The organism is Curtobacterium sp. B8 (assembly GCF_000333315.1).
Classification (GTDB): domain Bacteria; phylum Actinomycetota; class Actinomycetes; order Actinomycetales; family Microbacteriaceae; genus Curtobacterium; species Curtobacterium luteum.
The window spans coordinates 1-6,001 of sequence record NZ_BACW01000328.1 but is presented as its reverse complement, the minus strand read 5'-3'; the positions used below and the strand labels follow the sequence as shown (position 1 = coordinate 6,001).

Sequence of the window (6,001 nt, the reverse complement as noted above, 5' to 3'; positions counted from 1 at the left end):
CTTCACGAAGTCGCTCAGCTCGACGCCGGAGGCCAGGGTGTCCTGCACGACGCCGTCGACGCCGTGCTCGATGTTCACCGTGATGCCGGGCTCGGCGCCGATGAACTGCAGTGCGAGCTGCGCGTCCTCCTCGTCGGCCTGCACCCGGTACGGCATCCGCACGGTGGTGAACGTCGCGTCGTGCCCGTCGGCACGCAGGGACTCGACGGCGAGCTGCGTGAGCTTGCCGGCGAGGGTGGAGTCCTGTCCGCCGCTGATCGCGAGGAGGTAGCCCTTCGCGCCGGTGGTCAGCAGGTAGTCGCGCAGGAACCCGACCCGGCGGTCGATCTCCTGCTGCGGGTCGATGGTCGGCTGGACGTCGAGGTCCGCCGCGATTTCTGCTTGGAGTTCACGCACGCTGCCAGTATCCCCCCGGACCGCCCTCAGCGGACAGGGGTCGTCCGGCCGGGGTGGATGGTGTTCTCGTGGTCGGCGCCGATCGCGCACGTGCACACGACCGACAGGGTCTCGGACGGCTCGCGTGTCAGTCGGAAGCGTTCGACGTGGGGCGGCCCGACGTGGCGGTCGAGCGGGTGGGTGTCGTGGTCGTGCACGGTGCTCCTCACGGGTGCGGTTCGATGGTGCGACGAGGTGGCCGACGACGAGGCCGGGGTCGTGTCGTGGTGCCGGCCGGACCGCCGTGCCGGGGCGTCGGCCGGACCGGCGTGCCGGCGTGCGGGGGCGCAGGGCGGACCGGAGTTCCGGGGCGGTGCGCCGGTGCGGCGGTGACGTGGTCACCGCCGCACCGTCGCGGGCGTGGTGACGATGCACGCCCCGCCACACCGGTGTGGGAGGCGGCGACCCGAACACGCCGCCTCCCGGGAGGGCGTGGGTGCCGGTCCCCCGACCGGCACCCACGCGGGTCGGACGTCGGTCAGGCCGTGTGGCGCAGCCGGCGTGCGAGGAGCGTGCCGCCGCCCGCGGCGAGCAGCAGGCCGGCGATCACCATGATCGGCAGGAGCTCCGCGCCGGTGTAGGCGAGCGATCCACCGGGACCGGTACCCGCACCGCCGCCGGTGCCGGGGCCGCCGGCGCCGCCGTCACCGGGGCCGCCCGGGGTGCCCGGGGTGCCAGGGTCGGTCGGGTCGGTCGGGTCCGTCGGGTCCGTCGGGTCGACCAGGGCTGCGGCGACCACGAAGGTCACCGAGTCCGGGTCGCTGGTGAGCCCGCCGATGGTCTCCACCGCGACGGCCTCGTGGTCACCGACGGCGACGTCCGGGAACGTCACGGTCCACGTGCCGTCCTCGTCCGTGACCGTCGACTGCGTGCCCGCGTCATCGCCGTCGAGCGTGACGTCGACGTCCGAGCCGGGCTCCGCGGTGCCCGTCACCGGGACGTCCGTGGTGTCGTCGGCGGTCGGGACGGTGGTGGAGCTGCCGTCCTCGGGGTCCGTGATGGCGATCCCGGCGAACGGGTCGGCCTGGACGGTCGCGGTCGCGATGTCCACCGTCGCCGCGTCCAGGGCGGGGAGGAGCGCGATGCGCACCGCGCGCACCGTGGTGGCGCCGGTCGCGTCGCCGTCCGGGTCGCTGAACGCCGGGGCGGTCTGCGAGTTGATCGTGATCGCCACGAGCTGGTTCAGCGCGTCGAGCAGCGGGTCCAGTGCGGTGACGACGTCCTCGAGCGTGGTGAGGAGCGTGGCGACCGTGTCGGACACGAAGTCCTCGGGGACCGCACCGCCGACCACCGTGGTGATCGCCGGGAGCACCCCGTCCGTCACGACCGCGTCCAGGGCGGCCGTGAGACCGAGCGTGTCCAGGGCCTCGAGCGCGCCGGTCCCGGTGATCGCGACCTCGGGGTCGGTCGTCGACGTCCCGAGCAGCGCGCCGACCGTGGTGTCCACGGTGATGTCGAGCCCGGCAGTCGCGAGGACGACCGTCGCGTCGGTGCTGATGTCCACGGAGACCGTCGCCGCGTCGAGGGCGTCGGTCAGCGCGGTCGTCAGCAGGGCGGGCACCTGGTTCGTCAGGATGTCCGCGATCGACGCCTCGATCTGCGCGTTGATCGTCTCGCTGGCGAGGAGGCGCGTGTTCGGCGCGAGGTCGTTCAGCGTGTAGAGGTCGGCGAGGTCGATCGTGACCGTCCCGGTCGAGAGGTCGATCGTGACCGCGCCGGAGGTGAGCGGGGCCGCGGTGACCGAGGACACCGCCTGTGCGAGGTCGACGTCCGCCGTGACGGTGGCCGTCGTGTCGCCGACCGTGATCCCGGGGACGATGCCCAGCGCGTCGGCGAGGTCGTCGGCGACCGCGCCCGTGAGGCCGGCCGTCACACCGTCGGCGCTCAGCGCGGCTTCGAGTGTGGTGCTCGAGGCGTCCAGGGCCGTGTCGAGCTGACCGACGAGCGCGGCGACCGCGGGGCTCACCACGGACACGTCCGCGCTTGCCACCTGGTAGTCGGTGGTGACGTCGGCGCGGTCGAAGGTGCGGGTCGCCTCGGCCCGGGCGGACAGTGCGCCGAGGTCGACCGAGGCGTCGCTGACGACACCGTCGAGGTCGAGCCCGTCGATCAGCGGCGTGAGGTCCACGCTCGCACCGGTGCCCGGCGCGCCGACCTGGATCGCACCGTCGCCGGTGATCGCTCCGGCGGATGCGACGGCGTCGGTCGTGGAGGTCGCGGAGTACTGCCCGGCGACCCCCACGTCCACGAGGCCGTTGGACCCGAGCAGCTGGATGCCGTTCGGCGCGTTCACACCGATGCCGTTCAGGACGGTGAGGTCGAGCGGGTTCGACCCGCCGTCGGCCGGGCCGCCGGGAGCGGTCGCCGCGTAGGACCCGGCGAGCGCCGCGATCGTGTCGAGGTCGACGGTGCCGCTGCCCGCGAGCAGTCGGCCCTCGGCCTGGGTGGCGTCGGTGGCGGCGGCGTTCGCGGGGAGCGCCGCACCGCCGATGATGACCGCGGCCACGGTGGCCGTGGCGCCCGCGCGCAGCGCGAAGCGTGTTGCTGTGGATGGCATTGTGCCTCTTCCTCCGGCGGATCCCTCCGCCGCTGATCCATCCCCGGTCGGTTGGTCCGGGGATCCGACGAGACCGCTGGTTGGGCGGTCCCGGAGTCACGTGTGCGCGTCGAGCTGCGCGCGGACGGGCTACCGGAAGGCGTCACCCCCGTGGACGGGGAGCGGGATGCCGGCGCTCACGCTGGAGCGCGCGCTGTGCGCGGTCGCGGAGTCGTTCCGGTCCATCCCTGATCCCCCTCGGGTGAGCACGGCGACGCCGTCGTGCTGAGGACTGAGCGCGGGTGGTTGGTCCGCGTTCCTGAACAACCTACAAGGCATCACCGTGCACCTGGCGATACCCCCGTTCGGGGGCCGCGGGTGAACGGTGCGGGATCGACGACGGCCGTCGCGCGTCGTCGAGCCGGCGACCCGACCACCGGACGGGAGGCTCGGGACGGCGCCGCCAGGAGCCTCCCGTCGGACGGTGCGCGCGTGGGCGCGGGGTGCTGCGTGATCGGTTGCGCGGTCTGCGGTGCGCCCGGCGCTCAGCGCAGCGGCGGCTGGGTCGCGACCGAGACGCCGACCGCGGACGCGACGGTCCGGACGACCTGGTGGAGCTCCTCGCCGCGCAGGTGCTTCGGGAACCCGAACACGACCCGGTAGGCGGGGACGTCGAAGGACACCGGCGCGTTCGGGTCGCCCGCGAGCACCCGGACCGCGTCCACGCGGCCGAACGCGTACCGACCGACGGCCTTCGCGTCCCCGCTCGCCACCGAGACGAGCGCGGGACGCGGGATGCCGAGCAGGAGCGTCGGCGTGGACCCACCGGAGTAGAGCCCGATGCCGTTGCCGTCCGCGACGAGCGTGGCGTACCCGCGCCGGGGCACCGCCGTCTGCGGCAGCCCGAGCGCGCCGGCCGCCCATGCGATCTGCTTGCCGAGGTCCCTGCTCAGGAGCACCGGGACGAGGTGCGCTCCCGGGTGCCGGGCGGCCAGGGCCTGCTCACGACGCCGGGTGTGTGCGTGGTAGCCGAGGTTGACCAACTCGACGATCACGAAGGCGAGTGCTGCGAACCCGAGCAGGCTCAGCACGATGCCCTCGGTGCTCATCCCCTCCTCGTGCTCCCGGTACGCCAGGAAGCCGAAGCGCAACACCAGGTAGCCCACCAGGACGACCACACCGATCGCGCCCCCACGGCGCCGTCCGTTGTTCCCCATCGGGCCAGACTAGGGCGATCGCGAACCCGGTCCCGGGTTGCTGCACGGTCCCTCAGTCACGGCGGACCCGGAGCCCGTCGAGGAGCACACGCACCATCGGGTTCGGCGCGCCGTCGGCCGCGGGCACTCGGTGGCTGAGGTCGCCGATCGCCTGCAGGAGCTCGACCGCGTCGACGTCGCTGCGGACCTCCCCCGTGGCGATCGCCGCGTCGAGGAGCTCCCGCACCACGTGCCCGAGCCGGTCGACGAAGTACCCCGGCAGGGCGTCGAACGCCGCATCGCCGGAGTGCAGCGCTGCCGAGAGCCCCTGCTTCGTCGCCACGAACCGTGTGAACCGGGCGACCCAGCGGTCGAGGGCCTCCCCCGGCGGGTACTCGGCGCGCAGCCGGTCGGCCTCGGCGGCCGTGTCGTCGATCTCCGAGGTGAAGACCGCAGCGACGAGGTCCGCGCGCTGCGGGAAGTGCCGGTAGAGCGTGCCGACGCCGACGCCGGCCTCGGCGGCGACCTCTCGCACGGGAGCGTCGACGCCGGAGCGGGCGAACACCGTGCGGGCAGCGTGCAGGATCGCGTCCACGTTCTGGCGGGCGTCGGCCCGGAGGCGTCGCGGTTCGACGGTCGGCACTGCACACCCCTTGCGTAAGCGGAACAACGTTCCGTACAGTCCTCAACAGCGGAACAACGTTCCGGATACGAGACTACAGGAGACGGCCATGCAGTACCGCACACTCGGGCGCACCGGCATCACGGTGACGCCCTACGCACTCGGCGCCATGATGCTGGGCCGGTTCGGCAACCCCGACCGGAGCGAGGGCGTCCGGATCATCCACCGGGCACTCGACGCCGGCATCAACGTCATCGACACCGCGGACCGCTACGGCGACTCCGAGGAGGTCGTCGGCGAAGCACTCGCCGGACGACGCGACCAGGTCGTGCTCGCCACGAAGTTCCACGGGCCGGTGGACGACGACGTGAACCACCGCGGAGCCTCGCGCCGGTGGATCGTCCAGGCCGTCGAGCGGTCACTCCGGAACCTCCGCACCGACCACATCGACCTCTACCAGCTGCACCGCCCCGACCCGGCGACGGACATCGACGAGACCCTCTCGGCGCTCACCGACCTCGTCCGGCAGGGCAAGGTCCGCGCGATCGGCAGCTCGTCGATGCGCGGATCCGAGATCGTCGAAGCACAGTGGACGTCCGACCGACGCGGGTTCGAGCGGTTCCGCACCGAGCAGCCGAACTACTCGATCCTCGATCGCGAGATCGAGCGCGAGGTCCTCCCCGTCGCCCAGCGGTACGGCATGGGGACGCTCGTCTACAGCCCCCTCGCGGGCGGCTCGCTCACCGGGCGGTACCGTGCCGGGCAGGCGAACGACGAGTTCCGCGCGGGCACCGGCATGCGGCACTTCCGCGATGAACGACGACTGGCCGCGATCGAGCAGCTGATCGCCTTGGCCGACGAGACCGGCATCCGGCTGACGCACCTGGCGATGGCGTTCACGATCGCGCACCCGGGGGTGACGTCGGCGATCGCCGGGCCCCGCACGATGGAGCAGCTCGAGGACACCCTGGCCGGGATGGACGTGGTGCTCTCCGACGAGGTGCTCGACCGGATCGACGCGATCGTCCCGCCGGGCGAGAGCATCGGCGCGATGGACATGGTGTACCGCGGGCCCGAGGTCGGTTCCCCTGCGATGCGCCGTCGGCCCGAGGCCGAGCGAGCCGCCGCCTGACACTGACCCTGGTGCTGGTGGTGCCCCTGGAGGGACTCGAACCCCCAACCGTTTCCTTAGGACGGAACTGCTCTTCCATG

Annotated in this window: 5 protein-coding genes and 1 pseudogene; 1 reads left to right on the top strand and 5 read right to left on the bottom strand. The window is 73.0% G+C overall.

Features of this window, described 5'->3' with window-relative positions; all coding sequences use genetic code 11:
- The 5 genes and pseudogenes from I59_RS08360 to I59_RS08335 all read right to left on the bottom strand — a co-directional run.
- Positions 1–396: pseudogene (locus I59_RS08360) on the bottom strand (NAD(+) synthase); the annotation flags it as partial.
- A gap of 26 nt (positions 397–422) precedes the next feature.
- On the bottom strand, positions 423–605 hold the full coding sequence (locus tag I59_RS22040) for a hypothetical protein (protein ID WP_148286142.1): 183 nt from the start codon (positions 603–605) through the stop codon (positions 423–425).
- 308 nt (positions 606–913) lie between these two features.
- On the bottom strand, positions 914–2,992 hold the full coding sequence (locus tag I59_RS08350; protein WP_022903479.1) for a choice-of-anchor G family protein: 2,079 nt from the start codon (positions 2,990–2,992) through the stop codon (positions 914–916).
- A gap of 524 nt (positions 2,993–3,516) precedes the next feature.
- The gene (locus tag I59_RS08340) at positions 3,517–4,188 is read right to left on the bottom strand and encodes a hypothetical protein (protein ID WP_148286141.1); all 672 of its coding nucleotides are present in this window, start codon (positions 4,186–4,188) and stop codon (positions 3,517–3,519) included.
- 52 nt (positions 4,189–4,240) lie between these two features.
- Positions 4,241–4,810 carry a TetR/AcrR family transcriptional regulator gene (locus tag I59_RS08335; RefSeq protein ID WP_022903476.1) on the bottom strand — a complete coding sequence of 190 codons (570 nt, stop codon included), beginning with the start codon at positions 4,808–4,810 and terminating at the stop codon, positions 4,241–4,243.
- 88 nt (positions 4,811–4,898) lie between these two features.
- Between I59_RS08335 and I59_RS08330 the strand changes: the two genes are divergently transcribed.
- Positions 4,899–5,921 (top strand): aldo/keto reductase, encoded by a 1,023-nt coding sequence (locus I59_RS08330; protein ID WP_022903475.1) that lies wholly within the window; start codon positions 4,899–4,901, stop codon positions 5,919–5,921.
- Positions 5,922–6,001 lie beyond the last annotated feature (80 nt).

Coding starts and splice junctions, on each gene's coding strand:
- I59_RS08350 (WP_022903479.1), bottom strand. CDS start 2,992: ATGCCATCCACAGCAACACGCTTCGCGCTGCGCGCGGGCGCCACGGCC.
- I59_RS08330 (WP_022903475.1), top strand. CDS start 4,899: ATGCAGTACCGCACACTCGGGCGCACCGGCATCACGGTGACGCCCTAC.
- I59_RS08340 (WP_148286141.1), bottom strand. CDS start 4,188: ATGGGGAACAACGGACGGCGCCGTGGGGGCGCGATCGGTGTGGTCGTC.